Raw genomic sequence first — 18,285 nt, 5'->3', positions numbered from 1 at the left:
GAGATTAACCCTGCAGCAGAGACAGAACCTGCTGTGGAACCTGGTTAGCTTTTGCCAACACGGAGTTACCGGCCTGCTGGATGATCTGCGCTTTAGACATGTTCGACACTTCAGTCGCATAGTCGGCGTCCTGAATACGGGACTGCGCTTCAGACAGGTTGGTGGTGGTGTTGTTCAGGTTGGTTACTGCAGAATCCAGACGGTTCTGGATAGCACCCAGGGAAGAACGGAATTTATCGATGGAGCTGATAGCATCGTCCAGGGCTGCCAGTGGGTTAGTAGTAGACTGGGCTTTACTTGTAGCATCTGTAGTTAATTTACCAGCGGCATCCGTATAAACAACCTTACCTAAAGAAGCATTTTCAGTTGTAGTAATAGAACCATCTTTTTGTGCATAGTATGTTGGTGCATCATTGCTAAGCTGGCCGTTATTAATGAATGCGGTACCTGCAGCAGCAGTACCACCAGTGACGGCATAGGTTTTACCAGCTACAACAGCTGTATAGCCACCATTTTTAGCTACGTTAGCCAGAGTGTTTGCGTCCACTTTGATATCTGTGCTACCAAAGTTTGTAGTCGCATTACTAGTAAATGTACCTTTATCGGTTGTAATAGTAGCTTCTTTAGTTGCCGTAGCTGCCTGAAGACCAGCCAAGGTTGCCTCTGGATCTGCTGCATTCGCTCGGTTTTTAGTTAAGTTACCGGTGCCGTCAAGATAAAGAGCTGCGCCATCATCAGCCGCTGTAATTTTACCTGCTTTGTCAATGATAACATCTTGCGATTTACCACCGATAGAAATAGACGCTTTAGCGGTATCCCCTGCCTCTGGGTTAAGGAAGGTTGCGAGGTTGTTTCCTGTGATACCGGTCGTGGTAGCAGAATAAGAATTAGCATCTTTATCATATGTATAAATAACATCTGCAGTGCTTGTGCCGAATCCTACATCAGCCTTAGTTGCGACAGTACTACCATTCGTACCAGCAACTGCATTAAGAATGTCGGCACTGCTAGCAATTGCGTTGTTATCGGTATAGAGAGTAATACCAGGTGTACCTGACGCAGAAGCAGTAAGCCCTGCCATGTCTTTCAAGGTCGCAGCCGTATTAGCTGTTTCACCTTTACCGTTCACGTTGAAGCCGGTCAGTTTCAATGTAGATGAGTCAATCTTCTTCAGATCGATAGTGATGGTCTGACCATCGTTCGCACCAACCTGGATTTTCATGGAACCGTCTTTTGCCAGTACGTTCACGCCGTTGAACTGGGTCTGACCAGATACGCGGTCAATTTCGTCCAGACGGGATTTGATTTCGTCCTGAATAGAGTCCAGGTCAGACTGGGAGTTAGTACCGGTAGTTGCCTGAACGGTCAGTTCACGCACACGCTGTAAGTTGTTGTTGATTTCAGACAGCGCGCCTTCAGTGGTCTGTGCAACGGAGATACCGTCGTTGGCGTTACGTGCTGCCTGAGTCAGGCCTTTAATGTTAGAGGTGAAACGGTTAGCAATCGCCTGACCCGCTGCGTCATCCTTCGCGCTGTTGATACGCAAGCCAGAAGACAGACGCTCGATAGAACTGGACAGAGCAGACTGGTTCTTGTTGATGTTGTTCTGAGTGATCAGCGAGAGGCTGTTGGTATTAATGACTTGTGCCATGATTCGTTATCCTATATTTCAAGTCGTTGATTACGTATTGGGTTTTCACCCGTCGGCTCAATCGCCGTCAAAGGTGTTATCGTCTGCTGCAAAACAACCTTTAGAATTTTTTTTCGTAATCACGATTTTTTTTAGCCGCCGAAATACTCTTTTCTATCCCCCTTATTCCTGCCATTAAAAAAAACGCAATAAGCGTAAACTTTGACGTATTCAGGCCGATAACCCAGATATTCATTTTACGTGTCGACATATTAAGGATTAAAAATGGCAAGCATTTCTTCACTGGGAATAGGATCGGGCCTGAAGCTTGGTGATATTCTGGATAGCCTGACTGCGGCAGAAAAAGCCACACTGACACCTATTACAAAACAACAATCATCTTATACTTCTAAGCTCAGCGCCTACGGCACGATGAAAAGCGCGCTGGAAGCATTCCAGACCGCCAATACCGCGCTGGGGAAAGCCGACCTGTTTACGGCCACCACTACTACCAGCAGCAGCACCGCATTTAGCGCCACCACCACCGGGAACGCCATTGCCGGGAAATACACCATTGCCATTACCCAACTGGCGCAGGCGCAAACGCTGACCTCAACAGCAGTGCAGAAAGACAATAAAGCCGCCATTGCCACCAGCGACAGCGTGCTAACCATTCAGCAAGGCGGCGACAAAAAGCCGGTGACCATTGATATCAGCGCCGCGAACTCATCATTAACCGGAATCCGCGATGCGATTAACAACGCCAAAGCGGGCGTCAGCGCCAGTATCATCAACGTCGGCAACGGCGAATATCGCCTGTCCATCACTTCAAATGAGACGGGTAAAGACAACGCCATGACGTTGAGCGTCAGCGGTGACAGTGCGCTCCAGACCTTTATGGGCTACAACGGCACCACTGGCGGCATGAAAGAGAGTGTTACCGCTCAAAATGCTGAACTGACCGTCAATAATGTAGCAATCGAAAACAGCAGCAACACCATTAGCGATGCGCTGGAAGATATCACCTTAAATCTGAATGATGTCACTAGCGGTAACCAGACGTTGACCATCACTCAGGACAACACCAAAGCCCAGACCGCGGTAAAAGATTGGGTGACGGCGTATAACGCGCTGCAGGATACCTTCAGCAGCCTGACCAAATACACCGCCGTCGATCCCGGTGCCGATGCGCAAAGCACCAATAACGGCGCACTGATCGGTGACACCACCCTGCGTACAATTCAGACCCAGCTCAAAAGTATACTGAGCAACACCTTAAGTTCATCGTCCTATAAAACCCTTGCGCAGATTGGCGTCACCAGTGACCCAAGTACCGGTCAGCTTGAAATTGATGATAAAAAACTCACCGAAGCACTGAAAAAAGATTCAGCAGGCGTCGGCACGCTTATCGTCGGCGACGGCAAAAAAACCGGCATCACCACCGCCATCGGCAGCAACCTGACCAGTTGGCTTTCCACCACCGGGATCATTCAGGCCGCCAAAGATGGCGTCAGCAAGACGCTGAATAAACTCACTAAAGATTACAACACCGCCAGCGATCTTATCGATCAAAAGGTCGCGCGCTATAAAGCACAATTTACTCAGTTGGATGTCCTGATGTCTTCGTTAAATAACACCAGCAGCTACTTAACGCAGCAGTTCGAATCCACCAGCAGTTCTAAATAATCATCAATATCGGGAGAGACGGTATGTACGGGGCAAAAGGTACGCAGGCCTACGCACAGATTGGAGTAGAAAGCGCGGTGATGAGCGCCAGTCAGCAACAGCTGGTCACCATGCTGTTCGATGGTGCGCTCAGCGCGCTGATTCGCGCCCGCCTGTTTATGCAGGACGGTAATTTGCAGGGGAAAGGTACTTCTCTGTCAAAAGCCATCAATATCATCGAAAACGGCCTGAAGATAGGCCTTGATGAAGACAGCCGCGACGAGCTGACGAAAAACCTGTTAGCGCTCTACGCCTATATGGTCAGACGCCTTCTGCAGGCTAATCTGCACAACGATACCCGCGCCGTGGAAGAGGTCGAAGGCCTGATGCGCAATATCGCCGATGCCTGGAAGGAATCTTTACTTACGCCTAATTTGATTCAGGACGCCGTCTAATGAGCCACGCACCGCACCTTTATCTCTCGTACCAAAAGCTGGTTGAAAAAAGCAATATGATGCTGCGACTTGCCACGGATGGATTGTGGGACGAACTGATTGCCAGTGAGATGGACTACGTTAATGCGGTGCAGAATATTGCTCAATTAACCCAGGACAGCCAGCCCAGCGATCCGCTCCAGGAACAGCTCCGTCCGCTTTTGCGCACCGTGCTGGATAATGAAAGCCAGGTGAAACGTCTGCTGCAGGCGCGTATGGACGAACTGGCAAAACTGGTCGGCCAATCGTCGATACAAAAAACGGTAATGAACACTTATGGCAACCAGGGTGGCTATGTACTGGTTCCGCAAGATAATGTTGACAGCAACCACTGACGTGCTGGGCTCCGGGTCTCTCGACGCCGGAGCAGCATTATTCTTAAGGCAATACCGAGGCTAGTGGTGTTTTGGCCAGCACCGCCGCACACTCGACAGTAGGACGCTCCACACGCTGCAACATCATTCCGTCGTACTCTAAGGTGTTGCCATCACGTTCGACCGCATACACATCGAGTTTCCGCGTCACGTTATAAAGATCGTCATCGCGCAGGGTCAATTTACCCGGCAGCGCAATCACGCGTTGCCACTGACGACAATCCAGCGTGTCGCCATCTGCCGTCACGATAAGGCTCCCCATCGCTTCCGGGCTAATTAATGCACTCTGCGGCCCTATGGTCTGCCAGTAACCCGCCAATCCTGCCGGTGCTGGCGTTTTCACCACGGCTGAATAATCCTCAATCCGCGCACAACCCGTAAGCGTCAACAGCGCCACCACAATGGCTAATTTTTTCATTATTCGTCCTGTTTCGGGAGAAAAAAACAGAAACATTATAGCGTTAAACCCGTCGGCGTTTCACGGTAATTGACTGAATTGAATCGCTGCTTTATTGCGCACGGTTACGACCTTCGAAATTGAGCAAACACGGGAATGCCGCACTGGCAACACCAATCATGAGATACTCAAGAAACGTGAGTCGAGTCGCACCGAATTGCGCCCAAATACCGGTGGTCGATTTATCCCATGCATGACACCAAAAATAGACTGGTTCTTTGAGTACCGGCGTCGCTGTCGGATAGCTTGCAAACAAGGCCTCGGCCCATCGCTGATATTTAATTGTCTGTTTCACAGGTAAATGTCCGGGAAGGACAACGGCGCTGAGATCACCAATATGGTAGGCATAATTATCCCCCCAGCGCGCAAATTTGCCGGTATCAATATGCAAATCTTTTATGTTGGCGGACACAGGATTACGAGTACCTTTCGATTCCGTCTTGCCAATATAGAGGGGAACAATTTTACCGCCACGGAGATAGAACATCATATAAATCAATCCATCATAGCGATTGTCTTGTTCAAGAAAACCACTATGTAGTTGATCCGTTTGTTGCAGAATCAATGCATCCATTTGGGCTGAGCGCTTGAGAATGGGAATGCCAGCTTTACCGCGTAATTTTACCGATACGGCCCTGTTCTCATCGGTTTCAAAAAGAGGCACGGCATTGCGCGCAACATTTAAACCCGCACAAAAGTTATCCCATAAGGATAATGGCATTTCAAAGACCCCTGTTTATAGAACGGATAAATTCGGTGGGCAGTTTACACCCGGCAATCACCGTTCGCACGGGGTTAAAGGGCAAAACCGCCCGCTATAAACAGGAAGAGAGAACAGAGCGTTGTAGAAGGAATCACTTGTCATGATACTTATTTTTAAGCATCGCGGTGGCGAAACCTCGCCACCCACGTCAACCTACACCTGCATGCCCATCACTTCCTGATAAGCACTCACCAGCTTATTACGCACCTGAATCCCCATCTGCAACGACACCGACGCTTTTTGCAAATCGGTCATCACATCATTTAGCGCAATGCCCGGCTCGCCCAGCGAGAACTTCTCCGCTTGGGTTCTGGCACTGGTTTGCGTTTCGCTCACGCGGTCGAGCGCGGCGTGCAGTTGCCCGGCAAAACTGATGGTTGGCTGCGTATCGACGCTTTGATTTCGTGCCATCGACGCTGTTGCCTGCAGCTGTGACAGGACGCCTTCAATACCCTGAATTGCCATCTTGACTCCCAGATTGATTTTAACCTGTGAACGAGCTTACCAGTTTGTCAATAAGATAAAGGCGTTAAATAGCGCTATAAAAATGGGTTATTTGGCCCATCAAAAATTGCAAAGCGTCAAATAATGGCATGGCTGTCTTTATGTGTTCTGACCTGGGAGTCTGCTTTGTTTTCGTTCACGTTTAACGCCATTGATCAGGATCAACGAGGTGCGCAATGAGCGCCAGTGCTACGGCTACACCACAAAATAAAACCCAGGAATGGGTCAATCGCCTGCGCGCTAATCCAAAAATTCCGCTGATGGTGGCGAGCGCTGCTGCGGTAGCGATTCTCGTGGCGATGGTGCTGTGGGCAAAAGCCCCGGACTACCGCACGCTGTTTAGCAACCTGTCTGACCAGGATGGCGGCGCTATCGTTAGCCAACTGACCCAGATGAATGTCCCCTATCGTTTTGCCGATAACGGCGGCGCGCTGGAAGTTCCGGCGGATAAAGTGCATGAACTGCGCCTGCGTCTGGCACAGCTGGGTCTGCCAAAAGGCGGCAGCGTCGGGTTTGAACTGCTCGATCAGGAAAAATTTGGCATCAGCCAGTTTAGCGAGCAGGTGAATTACCAGCGTGCGCTTGAAGGCGAACTGTCGCGCACCATTGAAACCCTCGGCCCGGTGAAGAGCGCGCGCGTGCATTTAGCGATGCCAAAACCGTCGCTGTTCGTGCGCGAGCAAAAATCCCCTTCCGCCTCGATTACCGTTAACCTCGAACCGGGCCGTGCGCTCGATGAAGGGCAAATCTCTGCGGTCGTTCACCTGGTCTCCAGCGCCGTTGCCGGTCTGCCACCGGGTAACGTTACGCTCGTCGATCAGGGCGGGCATTTACTGACCCAATCCAACACCAGCGCGCGCGACCTCAATGACGCACAGCTCAAATATACCGCCGATGTTGAAGGCCGCGTACAACGCCGCATTGAAGCGATTCTTGGGCCGATTGTCGGCAACGGCAACGTTCACGCGCAGGTCACCGCACAGGTTAACTTTGACAACAAAGAACAAACCGACGAACAGTACCGGCCAAACGGCGACGCCAGCCAGGCGGCGGTTCGCTCACGTCAGGTGAGCGAGAGCGATCAAAGCGGCAGCCCGTATCCGGGCGGCGTTCCGGGCGCCCTGTCTAATACCCCGGCTCCCGCACCATCGGCCCCGATTGCCAACCAACCTGCAAACCAGGCCGCCAATGGTCAGAATGCGCAGAACGGTGCATCGCGCACCACAACCACCAATGGCCCTCATAACAGCCAGCGCAGTGAAACCAGCAACTTTGAAGTTGACCGCACCATCATGCACACCAAAAAGAACGTCGGCGATGTCCAGCGTCTTTCGGTGGCCGTCGTGGTCAATTACCGCAATCTGCCGACCGGCAAACCGCTGCCGTTGACCAACGATCAGATGAAGCAAATTGAGGATTTGACCCGCGAAGCAATGGGCTTCTCCACCCCCCGTGGCGATACCCTGAACGTGGTCAATTCACCATTTAACGATACCGAAGAAACCGGTGGCGAACTGCCGTTCTGGAAACAACAGACCTTTATCGATCAGTTGATGTCCACCGGACGCTGGTTGCTGGTGCTTATCGTGGCATGGCTGCTGTGGCGTAAAGCGGTTAAACCGCAGCTACAACGTCGTGAGCAAATTGCACAGGCCGCCGTTGAGCAGAACAAAGCACAACATGAAATTCAGGAAGCCGTTGAGGTTCGCCTGAGCAAAGATGAGCAGACGCAGCAGCGCCGTGCCAACCAGCGCCTGGGTGCTGAGGTAATGAGCCAACGTATTCGTGAGATGTCTGATAACGATCCGCGCGTGGTGGCGCTGGTCATTCGCCAATGGATGAATAACGACCATGAGTAATCTTTCCGGGATCGATAAAAGCGTCATTTTGCTGATGACGATTGGCGAAGATCGCGCCGCCGAGGTGTTCAAGCACCTCAGCACGCGCGAAGTCCAGCAGCTCAGTACCGCCATGGCAGGCGTGAAGCAAATCTCCAATAAACAGCTCACCGATGTACTGGCTGAGTTTGAAATTGAGGCCGAACAGTTCGCGGCGCTGAGCGTCAACGCCAACGAATACCTGCGTTCAGTGTTGGTCAAAGCGTTGGGTGAAGAACGTGCTTCCAGCCTACTGGAAGATATTCTCGAAACCCGCGAAACCACCAGCGGTATCGAAACACTCAACTTTATGGAACCGCAGAGCGCGGCCGATATCATTCGCGACGAGCATCCGCAGATTATCGCCACCATCCTTGTGCACCTTAAACGGGGTCAGGCGGCCGATATTCTGGCGCTGTTCGATGAACGTCTGCGTCACGATGTGATGCTGCGTATCGCCACCTTCGGCGGTGTACAGCCAGCCGCACTGGCGGAGCTGACCGAAGTGCTGAACAACCTGCTCGACGGTCAGAACCTCAAGCGCAGCAAAATGGGCGGCGTGAGAACGGCGGCCGAAATCATCAACCTGATGAAAACACAGCAGGAAGAAGCGGTTATCTCAGCCGTTCGCGAGTTCGATGGCGATCTGGCACAGAAAATTATCGACGAGATGTTCCTGTTCGAGAACCTGGTCGAAGTCGACGATCGCAGTATCCAGCGTCTGTTGCAGGAAGTGGACTCCGAATCGCTGCTTATCGCACTCAAAGGTTCCGAGCCACCGCTTCGCGAGAAGTTCCTGCGCAATATGTCCCAACGTGCAGCCGACATTCTCAGAGACGATCTGGCCAACCGTGGCCCGGTGCGTCTGTCTCAGGTGGAAAACGAACAGAAAGCGATTCTGCTTATTGTGCGCCGACTGGCCGAAACCGGCGAGATGGTGATTGGCAGCGGAGACGACACCTATGTCTGATACCACACCGTGGAAAGTCTGGCAGCCTGACGATCTCGCACCGCCATCCGTGCCCGAGTTCGCCCCGATCGCCGTCGACCCACTCGACGAAATGGCCGAAGAAATTTCCGCTGAACAGCTGCAACAACAACAGCTGGCACAGTTGCAAATTCAGGCCCACGAACAGGGCTATCAAGCCGGGCTGCGTGAAGGTCACGCTGCTGGGCAACAACAGGGTTATCAGGAAGGCCTGGCGCAAGGGCTTGAACAAGGCTTGGCGCAAGCGAAGCAAGAGCAAGCACCCATTCATGCTCGTATGCAGCAGTTGGCGAGTGAATTCCAGCATACGCTGGATACGCTGGACAGCGTCATCGCGTCACGCTTAGTGCAGATGGCGCTGGAAGCAGCGCGGCAAATTGTCGGTCAGGTTACTGGGGTAGATAACAGCGCGCTGATCAAACAGATCCAGACACTATTACAGCAGGAGCCGATGTTTACCGGCAAACCTCAGCTGCGCGTGAGCCCGGAAGATCTGCCACGGGTTGAAGAAATGCTCGGCGCGACTCTCGACCTGCACGGCTGGCGGCTGCGCGGCGACCCGACTTTGCATCCTGGCGGCTGTAAAGTCTCCGCTGATGAAGGCGACCTTGATGCCAGTGTTGCCACTCGCTGGCAGGAACTGTGCCGCCTGGCGGCTCCGGGAGCCTGCTGATGACCGTCCGTCTGACCCGCTGGTTAAATACGCTGGATAACTTTGAGGCGCGCATCGCACAACTTCCTGCGGTGCGTCGTTACGGTCGCCTGATCCGCGCGACTGGTCTGGTGCTGGAAGCCACCGGCCTGCAACTTCCGCTGGGAGCAACCTGCATTATTGAACGCCAGCAGGGTGCAGAAATGCAGGAAGTAGAAAGCGAAGTGGTCGGTTTTAACGGTCACCGTCTGTTTTTAATGCCGCTGGAAGAGGTCGAAGGGATCTTACCCGGTGCGCGCGTTTACGCCCGTAATCTTGCCGGTGAAGGTCTGCAAAGCGGCAAACAATTACCGCTCGGCCCAGCGCTGCTCGGCCGCGTGCTGGACGGTGGCGGCAAGCCGCTCGATGGCCTTCCCGCGCCGGATACGACAGAGACCGGGGCGCTGATCACTCAACCGTTTAACCCGCTGCAACGAACGCCGATTGAACACGTGCTCGATACCGGCGTGCGTCCTATCAATGCCTTGCTTACCGTTGGGCGCGGTCAACGTATGGGGCTGTTTGCCGGTTCCGGCGTCGGTAAGAGCGTGCTGCTCGGCATGATGGCGCGTTATACCCGCGCCGATGTGATTGTGGTCGGGCTTATCGGCGAGCGTGGCCGCGAAGTGAAAGATTTTATCGAGAACATCCTTGGTACCGAAGGGCGCGCGCGTTCGGTGGTGATTGCCGCCCCCGCCGACGTGTCACCTTTACTGCGTATGCAGGGTGCCGCGTATGCCACACGCGTGGCGGAAGATTTCCGCGACCGGGGTCAGCACGTGCTGCTGATTATGGACTCCCTCACCCGTTATGCCATGGCGCAGCGTGAAATCGCGCTGGCCATTGGCGAACCCCCAGCGACCAAAGGCTACCCACCGTCGGTATTCGCCAAGCTGCCCGCCCTGGTTGAACGCGCCGGTAACGGCATCACCGGCGGCGGCTCCATTACGGCTTTTTATACCGTACTGACCGAAGGTGATGACCAGCAGGACCCGATTGCCGACTCCGCGCGTGCGATCCTTGATGGTCACATTGTGCTGTCACGACGGCTGGCGGAAGCCGGGCATTATCCGGCGATTGATATTGAAGCCTCAATCAGCCGTGCCATGACCGCACTTATCACGGAAGAACATTACGCGCGGGTGCGTCATTTCAAACAGCTGCTCTCCAGTTTCCAGCGTAACCGTGACCTGATTAGCGTCGGCGCCTATGCCAAAGGCAGCGACCCGATGCTCGACAAAGCCATTACGCTCTGGCCACAGCTGGAAGCATTTTTACAGCAAGGCATTCTTGAAAAAGCTGACTGGGAATCGTCAATTCAGCATCTGGAATTGATTTTCCCAACGTCTTAGTGAAGCAAGAGGATCATAAACATGGCGCAGCACGGTGCATTAGCAACGCTGAAAGAACTGGCAGAAACCGATGTCGACAACGCCGCCCTGGCGCTGGGCGAGATGCGGCGTGGCTGCCAGCAAGCGGAAGAACAGCTGAAAATGTTGATGGACTACCAGCTTGAATACCAGAACAACCTGAACAACGACATGAGTCAGGGGATTGCCAGCCTTCGCTGGCAGAACTATCAGCAGTTTATCCAGACGCTGGAGAAGGCCATTGACCAGCACCGCCAACAGCTCATCCAGTGGAATAAAAAAGTGGAGCAGGCCCTGACCTTCTGGCGAGAGAAAAAGCAGCGTCTGCAAGCATGGCAGGCGCTCCAGGAAAGACAGGCGTCAGCCGAATTGTTGGCGGAAAACCGCCTCGATCAAAAGAAAATGGATGAGTTTGCCCAGCGCGCTACCTTGAGGAAACCCGAATGATCACACTGCCAAACCTGGTTGTCAGCGACACCCAACTTGCTGGCGCCGACAGCACGACAAAAGCCGCTGGCAGCCCTGAGGATTTTCTGGCGTTGCTGGCGGAAACCTTATCGCAAGGTGTCGAGCTTAGCGACGTCAAAACAAAGCTGGTAGCCAGTGAAGACACCGCAACACCGCGTGACATCAAAACCCCGGGACAATCGCTGACCGAGTGGCTGGTGTCGCAAGAGGCAACGCGCACAACAAGTGACTCCGCCCTGAATACCGTTACGCCTGACGATGCCCAGACGCTACTGAGCTCACTGGCCGCTCACCTGAAAAGTGAACTGGCGGCAAGCAAAGAAAACGGCAGCGTAAAAGACGCTAAAGATGACGACGGTGAAGCGAAGCTCAGCGATGATGAGATGAAAAGCCTGAGTGCATTGATGGCAATGCTCCCGGTGATGCCTGCGGCACAGCCCGTACCGCAGACCACGGTTGCTGCTACAGTTGCACAATCAGGCGAAGCACTCAATACGCTGACCGCTTCGCTTAACCGTAGCAACGGTAAAGCAGATGGATTAGCGGAGAGCAAAGGCGCGCCAATTTCAGCCGCGCAAACCGACGCTCGTGCCGCAGCGGTGGTTCCGGCTTTTGCGGTTAACGCGCAGAAAGCAGACACTGAAAGCACACCAAGCCCTGCGGCACCAACGGCAACACTTGCCCCCGTTGCCAGCCAGTTCATCACCCCAGCGGGAACTTCCGTCGCCGCGGCCACCGCCAATATTCATGCACAGCTAGGCACGCCCGACTGGCAGCAGAATGTTAGCCAGCATGTCACGCTGTTTACCCGTCAGGGCCAGCAAACGGCTGAACTGCGTCTGCATCCAGAATCACTAGGCCAGGTTCACATCACCTTGAAAGTTGAGGATAACTTAGCGCAGATCCAGATGGCTTCACCGCATAGCCATGTCCGTGCGGCGCTGGAAGCCGCGCTGCCGGTTCTGCGTAGCCAGCTTGAAGAGAGCGGGATTCAACTGGGGCAAAGCAACATCAGCAGTAACGGTTTTGCCGGGCAACAGCAGCAGTCGTCGCAACAGTCATTCGCTTCGCGCGCTGATGTGAGCCACGCCGAAGACCATGACGATGGCGATATTTTGCCAGTCCCTGTCACCCTGCAATCCGCCGCTCGTGGTGACAATGCGGTAGACATCTTTGCTTAAACGCCCGAGGTAACATGATTATTCCCGTCTTTTCCGCGCTTTGACCCGAGCGGGAGGCGGGATAATCATCTGATAAGCTCTAACAGGAAGACCGCATCAAATGACTGACACCGCAATCACTAAAAAGAGCAAACGCTCCCTGTGGATCCCGCTTCTGGTTCTGGTAACGCTCGCCGCCTGCGCCACCGCAGGCTACAGCTATTGGCGATTTGAGAATAAGACTGCCGCTGCCGCACCGAAAGAAGCGCCACCACCTGCCGCCCCGGTCTTTTTCCCGCTCGACACCTTTACCGTGAATCTGGGCGATGCCGACCGCGTGCTCTACGTTGGCGTGACGCTGCGAATGAAAAGTGAAGCCGATCGCGCGCGTCTGAACGATTACCTGCCAGAAGTTCGTAGCCGGATGCTGCTGCTGTTATCACGTCAGGATGCCGCTAAACTCGCCACCGACGAGGGTAAAAAACAGCTCGCTGCCGATATTAAAGCAACGTTGAGCACCCCGCTGATTGCCAGTCAGCCTAAACAGGACATCACCGACGTTCTGTATACCGCCTTTATTCTGCGATAGCGCTATGGGCGACAGTATTCTTTCTCAGGCCGAAATTGATGCGCTGCTTAACGGCGACAGCGAAAACGCCAGCGAGCCTCTGGCACGAGCGGTGGGCGAAGATGATATTCGTCCCTACGATCCTAATACCCAGCGCCGGGTTGTCCGCGAGCGTTTACAAGCGCTGGAGATTATTAACGAGCGTTTTGCGCGCCACTTCCGTATGGGGTTGTTTAACCTGTTGCGCCGTAGCCCGGACATTACCGTGGGGGCGATTCGCATTCAGCCTTATCACGAGTTTGCCCGCAATCTACCGGTGCCGACCAACCTCAACCTGATTCACCTGAAACCGCTGCGCGGTACCGGTCTGGTGGTGTTCTCGCCAAGCCTGGTGTTTATTGCCGTGGACAACCTGTTCGGGGGCGACGGTCGTTTTCCGACGAAGGTCGAAGGACGCGAGTTTACCCACACCGAGCAGCGCGTGATTAACCGGATGTTGAAGCTGGCGCTGGAAGGTTATAGCGACGCATGGAAAGCGATTAATCCGCTGGAAGTAGAGTACGTGCGTTCGGAAATGCAGGTGAAATTCACCAATATCACCACCTCGCCAAACGATATCGTGGTCAACACGCCGTTCCATGTAGAAATCGGTAACCTGACCGGCGAATTCAATATCTGTCTGCCGTTTAGCATGATTGAACCGCTGCGCGAGCTGCTGGTTAATCCACCGCTGGAAAACTCACGCAATGAAGATCAGAACTGGCGGGAGAATCTGGTGCGCCAGGTGCAGCACTCGGAGCTGGAACTGGTGGCCAACTTTGCCGATATTTCGCTGCGCTTATCCCAAATACTGAAATTAAAACCCGGTGATGTCCTGCCGATTGACAAGCCCGATCGCATTATTGCTCACGTCGATGGCGTACCTGTGCTGACCAGTCAGTACGGTACCGTCAACGGCCAGTATGCGCTGCGCGTAGAACATTTGATCAACCCGATATTGAATTCGCTGAACGAGGAACAGCCCAAATGAGTGATATGAATACTCCACCCGATGACAACAGCGGATCCGTGGACGATCTGTGGGCTGAAGCGCTAAACGAGCAACAAACAACCAGCAGTAGCAAGAGTGCCGCCGAAGCGGTATTCCAGCAACTGGGCGGCGGTGACGTCAGCGGGACATTGCAGGATATCGACTTGATTATGGATATCCCGGTCAAACTGACCGTGGAGCTAGGACGTACCCGAATGACCATCAAAGAACTGCTGCGCCTGACGCAAGGTTCAGTGGTGGCGCTGGACGGTCTGGCCGGTGAACCGCTTGATATTCTGATCAACGGTTATCTGATTGCTCAGGGTGAAGTGGTAGTCGTCGCCGATAAATACGGTGTGCGTATTACCGACATCATTACGCCATCTGAACGTATGCGCCGCCTGAGTCGTTAAAATGAAATCACAGCCCAGCTTAACGCATCCGACCTCTTCTACCGCATCGGCGCATACCACTGCGCCGGCCAACGTCATGCATGCCAATGAACCAGCAACTTCGCCGCTGATTCAGGTTAGCGGTGCGCTGTTGGGCATTATTGTGCTGATTCTTGCTGCCGCGTGGGTGGTAAAACGGGTGATGCCGGGCGCGATGAAAAACCGCCCGGTTAATGGGCTAGCGGTCAGCGCCAGCACGTCACTGGGCAATCGTGAGCGGGTGGTGATTGTGAACGTAGACGATGCCCGGCTGGTATTGGGCGTCACCGCACAGCAGGTCACTTTGCTGCATACCTTACCTCCGGCACCCGTTGATTCTAAGCCGTTACCGGCCGCCGTACCGGAATTTGCATCACTGATGAAAAATATGCTTAAGCGCCCGGGGAGATCCTAATGCGTCGTCTCTATTCCCTTGCCCTGGGCGGGCTATTAATGCTCTCGCCTTCAGCATTTGCTGAACTTCCTGGCTTAATCAGCCAGCCGCTGGCCAATGGTGGTCAAAGCTGGTCTTTGCCGGTTCAGACGCTGGTGTTTATCACTTCATTGACGTTTATCCCGGCAATTCTGCTGATGATGACCAGCTTTACCCGCATCATTATTGTATTTGGCCTGCTGCGTAGCGCACTCGGCACACCATCCGCGCCGCCCAATCAGGTCATGCTCGGACTGGCGCTGTTCCTCACCTTTTTTATTATGTCGCCGGTTATCGATAAGATTTATACCGACGCCTATCAGCCGTTCAGCGAAGACAAAATCACCATGCAGGAAGCGCTGGACAAAGGCTCCCAGCCGCTGCGCGAATTTATGCTGCGCCAGACCCGCGAAGCTGACCTGGCGCTCTTTGCCCGGCTGGCTAACAGCGCACCGATTCAGGGGCCGGAAGCCGTACCCATGCGTATTCTGCTTCCCGCTTACGTCACCAGTGAGCTGAAAACCGCTTTCCAGATTGGCTTCACCATTTTTATTCCGTTCCTGATTATCGACCTGGTGATTGCTAGCGTATTGATGGCGCTAGGGATGATGATGGTGCCGCCCGCGACGATTGCCCTGCCGTTCAAGTTAATGCTGTTTGTGTTGGTAGACGGTTGGCAGTTGCTGGTCGGTTCGCTGGCGCAAAGCTTCTACAGTTAAGGAGTACCCATGACCCCTGAATCCGTCATGATGATGGGCACCGAAGCGATGAAAGTCGCGCTGGCACTTGCCGCCCCGTTGCTGTTGGTATCGCTGGTGACCGGTCTGATTATCAGTATTCTGCAGGCCGCCACGCAGATTAACGAAATGACGCTGTCATTTATCCCGAAAATTATTGCCGTATTTATTGCCATTATTGTGGCAGGACCGTGGATGCTGAATCTGCTGTTGGACTACGTGCGTACGCTGTTCAGCAACCTTCCCTATATCATCGGTTAAGCCGCCATGATGCACGTGACCAGCGACCAGTGGATCGCCTGGATAAGCCTCTACTTCTGGCCGCTACTACGCGTGCTGGCGCTGATTACTACCGCTCCCATCCTCAGCGAAAAGTCGGTACCGAAGCGAGTGAAACTCGGGTTGGGTGTGCTCATCACCATTGTGATTGCCCCCTCGCTGCCCGTGGTTGAGGTTCCATTATTTTCGGCAAACGCTCTTTGGTTGGCACTTCAACAAATTCTGATCGGTATTGCGCTGGGTTTTACAATGCAGTTCGCCTTTGCCGCGGTGCGAACCAGCGGCGAGATTATCGGCCTGCAAATGGGATTGTCGTTCGCCACTTTTGTGGACCCCGGTAGCAACCTCAACATGCCAGTACTGGCGCGAATCATGGATATGCTGGCGCTGCTGCTATTCCTGGTCTTTAACGGCCACCTTTGGCTGATTTCACTGCTGGTTGACACCTTTCACACCTTGCCTATTGGTGGCGAGCCTATCAACAGTAACGCGTTTTTGGCGCTCACGCGTGCCGGAGGGATGATCTTCCTTAACGGCTTGATGCTCGCCCTGCCCATCATCACCTTATTGCTGACCGTTAACCTGGCGCTGGGTATGCTTAATCGCATGACGCCGCAGCTATCGATATTCGTGATTGGTTTCCCTATTACCCTCACCGTCGGTATTCTACTGATGGCAGCATTAATGCCACTGATTGCACCTTTCTGCGAGCATTTATTTAGTGAGATATTTGATCTATTAGCAGATATTATCAGTGAGTTGCCACGCATAAATTCTCCATAGTACCTCCCGGGTTATTATGAGGAAATTCCTAAAATAGAATTCCAAAAACATCTACCAGCATATCGCTGGTGCGGGTTATTTGTTTTTAGGTTATTCACATAACACAACATTTACTTTACTTTAAGATGATTCCTGGCAAATTATACGTAACTTTACGGGATAGTTGATGCCGCCTAATCATCTTCATTTCCTATTTTTCTATTTAGCTTTTTTTTACAACGATGAAGTTCAAGGGTAATGGGTTAATTATCGTTACGCATCGAGTGAGGGTATGCCATGTCAACGATTATTATGGATCTATGCAGTTACACGCGGCTAGGGTTAACGGGATATCTAGCCAGCCGGGGCGTCAAGAAGCGAGACATCGACAATGTTGATAGCGTAGACGGGCTTGCGGAAAGCTGTGCCAACCGCCTTCCCTCTGTCGTGTTTATTAATGAGGACTGCTTCATTCACGATGTGCAGAGTAGTCTGGATATCAAGCAGATCATTAATCAGCATCCCAGAACGCTGTTCATTGTTTTTATGGCAATCGCCAATATTCATTTCGATGAATATTTGATGGTTCGGAGTAATCTGTTAATTAGTTCTAAATCAATAAAACCAGAAACATTAGATAGCATTCTGGGGAATTATCTGAAAAAAGAAACGACGGAAGTAAAGCAAACTGATATGCCTACTTTGTCATTAAGTCGAACGGAATCAAGTATGCTGAAAATGTGGATGTCCGGTCAGGGGACGATTCAGATTTCAGATCAGATGAATATTAAAGCTAAAACCGTATCGTCACATAAGGGTAATATTAAAAAGAAAATAAAAACGCATAACAAGCAGGTTATCTATCATGTTGTTCGCCTGGCAGAGAACGTCACTTCCGGCATCTTTGTGAATATGCGTTAGGACGATGGAGACAGGGAACCTGGCGGTATGTCTACCGCCAGATGTCTAACATCATTCGCTTTGTTCAACGAAGATCCCATCCGGATGACCAAGTTCATTAAAGAACCAGATCCCCAGCGGATAATCTTCAAGCGCCACCAGATACATCGTCCCTTCGCTAAACTGTTCTATCGCCAAAACGACACCGGAGCGACGCGGCCCCCCATCTGTCTTCACCGACACACGATCGTTAACTTGCATAAACGTCATCTCCTGATTGGTTTAGCCCAGTGTAGAACAAAAATCACCGGCTGACAGCGCCCATGGGCGTAACTGCATGATATTCCATCACTCGCCCTTAATTGCTCAAAAAATGAACAATATCATTTTGAGGATGTATACTTAAACCGGGAGTGGGATAAAAGGTGATGATGATGAAAACGTCGATTGGCCCGCAAGGGGTAAACGTTGATGCGCTACTGGCTGCCATCAATGAAATTAGCGAAAGTGAAATTCAGCGCGCGACGGACGACCCACATCATGTGAGTGTTGATGGTCGCGAGTACCATACCTGGCGAGAGCTGGCGGAGGCCTTCGAGCTCGATATCCATGATTTTAGCGTCACAGAAGTCAGCCGTTAGATGCAAAAAAATCCCGACACGTAAGCGTCGGGATCAACCTTGCCGAGGCAAGAAGCATTGAAA

The 18,285-nt window shown here is 52.7% G+C and carries 23 protein-coding genes; 18 read left to right on the top strand and 5 right to left on the bottom strand.

Features of this window, described 5'->3' with window-relative positions:
- Positions 1–4: 4 nt before the first annotated feature.
- On the bottom strand, positions 5–1,651 hold the full coding sequence (locus U0026_RS09100; RefSeq protein ID WP_126440692.1) for a FliC/FljB family flagellin: 1,647 nt from the start codon (positions 1,649–1,651) through the stop codon (positions 5–7).
- 264 nt (positions 1,652–1,915) lie between these two features.
- Between U0026_RS09100 and fliD the strand changes: the two genes are divergently transcribed.
- Genes fliD through fliT form a run of 3 tightly spaced genes read left to right on the top strand, consistent with a single transcriptional unit; the run spans position 1,916 to position 4,124 of the window.
- Positions 1,916–3,316, top strand: coding sequence for a flagellar filament capping protein FliD (gene fliD / locus U0026_RS09095; protein ID WP_062778183.1), 1,401 nt, complete (start codon positions 1,916–1,918; stop codon positions 3,314–3,316).
- A 23-nt stretch (positions 3,317–3,339) separates the two neighbouring features.
- Positions 3,340–3,750, top strand: a complete 411-nt coding sequence (gene fliS, locus U0026_RS09090) for a flagellar export chaperone FliS (protein ID WP_062778181.1) — start codon at positions 3,340–3,342, stop codon at positions 3,748–3,750.
- Complete coding sequence (gene fliT / locus U0026_RS09085; protein ID WP_062778179.1) at positions 3,750–4,124, top strand: flagella biosynthesis regulatory protein FliT; 375 nt, start codon at positions 3,750–3,752, stop codon at positions 4,122–4,124. The genes fliS and fliT overlap by 1 nt, the downstream gene beginning before the upstream one ends.
- 43 nt (positions 4,125–4,167) lie before the next feature.
- Here fliT and yedD read toward each other — a convergent pair whose 3' ends face one another.
- From yedD to fliE, 3 genes are all read right to left on the bottom strand, one after another.
- Positions 4,168–4,581 (bottom strand): lipoprotein YedD, encoded by a 414-nt coding sequence (gene yedD / locus U0026_RS09080; protein WP_062778177.1) that lies wholly within the window; start codon positions 4,579–4,581, stop codon positions 4,168–4,170.
- 91 nt (positions 4,582–4,672) lie between these two features.
- Positions 4,673–5,341: a hypothetical protein gene (locus U0026_RS09075; protein WP_062778175.1), complete on the bottom strand. Its 669-nt coding sequence runs from the start codon at positions 5,339–5,341 to the stop codon at positions 4,673–4,675.
- Between the two features lie 195 nt (positions 5,342–5,536).
- Positions 5,537–5,848: a flagellar hook-basal body complex protein FliE gene (gene fliE / locus U0026_RS09070; protein WP_062778173.1), complete on the bottom strand. Its 312-nt coding sequence runs from the start codon at positions 5,846–5,848 to the stop codon at positions 5,537–5,539.
- Positions 5,849–6,063: 215 nt separating this feature from the next.
- On the opposite strand from fliE, the gene fliF reads away from it, so the two are divergent.
- The 14 genes from fliF to rcsA all read left to right on the top strand — a co-directional run bounded on the left by fliF (position 6,064) and on the right by rcsA (position 17,602).
- On the top strand, positions 6,064–7,746 hold the full coding sequence (fliF, locus tag U0026_RS09065; RefSeq protein ID WP_062778171.1) for a flagellar basal-body MS-ring/collar protein FliF: 1,683 nt from the start codon (positions 6,064–6,066) through the stop codon (positions 7,744–7,746).
- Entirely contained in the window at positions 7,739–8,734 is a 996-nt protein-coding gene (fliG, locus tag U0026_RS09060) for a flagellar motor switch protein FliG (protein WP_062778169.1), read from the top strand. The genes fliF and fliG overlap by 8 nt, the downstream gene beginning before the upstream one ends.
- Entirely contained in the window at positions 8,727–9,425 is a 699-nt protein-coding gene (gene fliH / locus U0026_RS09055) for a flagellar assembly protein FliH (RefSeq protein ID WP_062778167.1), read from the top strand. Before fliG ends, fliH begins: the two co-directional genes overlap by 8 nt.
- Entirely contained in the window at positions 9,425–10,795 is a 1,371-nt protein-coding gene (fliI, locus tag U0026_RS09050; protein ID WP_062778165.1) for a flagellar protein export ATPase FliI, read from the top strand. Before fliH ends, fliI begins: the two co-directional genes overlap by 1 nt.
- 21 nt (positions 10,796–10,816) lie before the next feature.
- A complete protein-coding gene (gene fliJ, locus U0026_RS09045; protein ID WP_062778164.1) occupies positions 10,817–11,260 on the top strand; it encodes a flagellar export protein FliJ in 444 nt (147 codons plus the stop codon).
- Entirely contained in the window at positions 11,257–12,462 is a 1,206-nt protein-coding gene (locus tag U0026_RS09040) for a flagellar hook-length control protein FliK (protein ID WP_062778162.1), read from the top strand. Before fliJ ends, U0026_RS09040 begins: the two co-directional genes overlap by 4 nt.
- Before the next feature lie 100 nt (positions 12,463–12,562).
- On the top strand, positions 12,563–13,030 hold the full coding sequence (fliL, locus tag U0026_RS09035; protein WP_062778160.1) for a flagellar basal body-associated protein FliL: 468 nt from the start codon (positions 12,563–12,565) through the stop codon (positions 13,028–13,030).
- A gap of 4 nt (positions 13,031–13,034) precedes the next feature.
- The gene (gene fliM / locus U0026_RS09030) at positions 13,035–14,039 is read left to right on the top strand and encodes a flagellar motor switch protein FliM (RefSeq protein WP_062778159.1); all 1,005 of its coding nucleotides are present in this window, start codon (positions 13,035–13,037) and stop codon (positions 14,037–14,039) included.
- Positions 14,036–14,452, top strand: a complete 417-nt coding sequence (fliN, locus tag U0026_RS09025) for a flagellar motor switch protein FliN (protein ID WP_062778157.1) — start codon at positions 14,036–14,038, stop codon at positions 14,450–14,452. The genes fliM and fliN overlap by 4 nt, the downstream gene beginning before the upstream one ends.
- Positions 14,453–14,528: 76 nt before the next feature.
- Entirely contained in the window at positions 14,529–14,885 is a 357-nt protein-coding gene (gene fliO / locus U0026_RS09020; protein ID WP_062778246.1) for a flagellar biosynthetic protein FliO, read from the top strand.
- Complete coding sequence (gene fliP / locus U0026_RS09015; protein ID WP_062778156.1) at positions 14,885–15,622, top strand: flagellar type III secretion system pore protein FliP; 738 nt, start codon at positions 14,885–14,887, stop codon at positions 15,620–15,622. The genes fliO and fliP overlap by 1 nt, the downstream gene beginning before the upstream one ends.
- A 9-nt stretch (positions 15,623–15,631) precedes the next feature.
- A complete protein-coding gene (gene fliQ / locus U0026_RS09010; RefSeq protein ID WP_062778154.1) occupies positions 15,632–15,901 on the top strand; it encodes a flagellar biosynthesis protein FliQ in 270 nt (89 codons plus the stop codon).
- Between the two features lie 6 nt (positions 15,902–15,907).
- On the top strand, positions 15,908–16,702 hold the full coding sequence (gene fliR / locus U0026_RS09005; RefSeq protein ID WP_062778152.1) for a flagellar biosynthetic protein FliR: 795 nt from the start codon (positions 15,908–15,910) through the stop codon (positions 16,700–16,702).
- Positions 16,703–16,978: 276 nt separating this feature from the next.
- Positions 16,979–17,602: a transcriptional regulator RcsA gene (gene rcsA / locus U0026_RS09000; RefSeq protein ID WP_062778151.1), complete on the top strand. Its 624-nt coding sequence runs from the start codon at positions 16,979–16,981 to the stop codon at positions 17,600–17,602.
- A 51-nt stretch (positions 17,603–17,653) separates the two neighbouring features.
- On the opposite strand, the gene dsrB is transcribed toward rcsA, so the two are convergent.
- Positions 17,654–17,842 (bottom strand): protein DsrB, encoded by a 189-nt coding sequence (dsrB, locus tag U0026_RS08995; RefSeq protein ID WP_062778149.1) that lies wholly within the window; start codon positions 17,840–17,842, stop codon positions 17,654–17,656.
- A gap of 173 nt (positions 17,843–18,015) precedes the next feature.
- On the opposite strand from dsrB, the gene U0026_RS08990 reads away from it, so the two are divergent.
- A complete protein-coding gene (locus U0026_RS08990; RefSeq protein ID WP_228552188.1) occupies positions 18,016–18,222 on the top strand; it encodes a YodD family protein in 207 nt (68 codons plus the stop codon).
- The last annotated feature ends 63 nt before the right edge of the window (positions 18,223–18,285 follow it).

This window comes from Kluyvera intermedia, assembly GCF_034424175.1.
Lineage (GTDB): Bacteria > Pseudomonadota > Gammaproteobacteria > Enterobacterales > Enterobacteriaceae > Kluyvera > Kluyvera intermedia.
The sequence above is the reverse complement of the archived record's forward strand: the minus strand, read 5'-3'. Positions and strand labels throughout refer to the sequence as shown.